2 protein-coding genes are annotated in these 751 nt (G+C 70.2%); both read left to right on the top strand.

What is annotated here, in order from left to right; genetic code table 11:
- A partial coding sequence (locus tag VB714_RS07410; protein WP_323222656.1) for a metalloregulator ArsR/SmtB family transcription factor occupies nt 1-314 on the top strand: 314 nt, incomplete at its 5' end.
- The coding region (locus VB714_RS07405) for an SRPBCC domain-containing protein (RefSeq protein WP_323222654.1) at nt 298-751 on the top strand (454 nt) is incomplete at its 3' end. The genes VB714_RS07410 and VB714_RS07405, both read left to right, overlap by 17 nt.

Genomic DNA, 751 nt, shown 5'->3' with positions numbered 1-751 from the left:
CGCTCGCCGACCCGACGCGCCGGGCGATTCTGGCGCGACTCGCCGCGGGCGAGGCTTCCGTCACCGAACTCGCCGAACCGTTCGAGATCAGCCTGCCGGCGGTCTCGAAGCATCTCAAGGTGCTGGAGCGCGCCGGCCTCGTCACCCGCAGCCGCTCGGCACAGTGGCGGCCGGTCCGGCTCGACGCCGCGCCGCTTCAGGAGGCCTCCGGCTGGATCGACACCTACCGCCGGTTCTGGGGGCTGAGCCGCGACCGCCTCGACGACTATCTGACACGCCTGCAGAAGGGAGACCCCGATGGCAACCGTCATTGAAAGCCGCGATACGCGGCATGATCTGAAGCTGACACGGGTGTTCGACGCGCCGCGTGCACTCGTCTTCAAGGCCATGACCGAGGCGTCGCATGTCGCGGCGTGGTGGGGGCCGCACGGCTTCTCCAATCCCCACGTCGCGATCCAGCCCTGGCCGGGCGGCCGCTTCGAGGTCGACATGCAGGGGCCCGACGGCACCGTCCAGCCGATGGGCGGCCGCTTCGTATCACTCGACGAACCGGCCGGCTTCGTCTTCCGAACGTCGCTCGCCACCGCCGACGGCAAGCTGCTGGTCGAACTGGAACATACGGTCGCGCTCGAGGAGCTCGGCCCGCGCACCCGTCTGGCCCTCCACACCCGCGTCCTTCACGTCGCGCCGTCGATGCTGTCCGACCTCGGCGGCATGGGCGAAGGTTGGTCGCAGAGCCTCGAGCGGCTCG

Origin of the sequence: Spirulina sp. 06S082 (assembly GCF_034932145.1) — a bacterium.
Lineage (GTDB): Bacteria > Cyanobacteriota > Cyanobacteriia > Cyanobacteriales > Spirulinaceae > CCY15215.
This window is presented reverse-complemented; position numbering and strand designations above follow the sequence as displayed.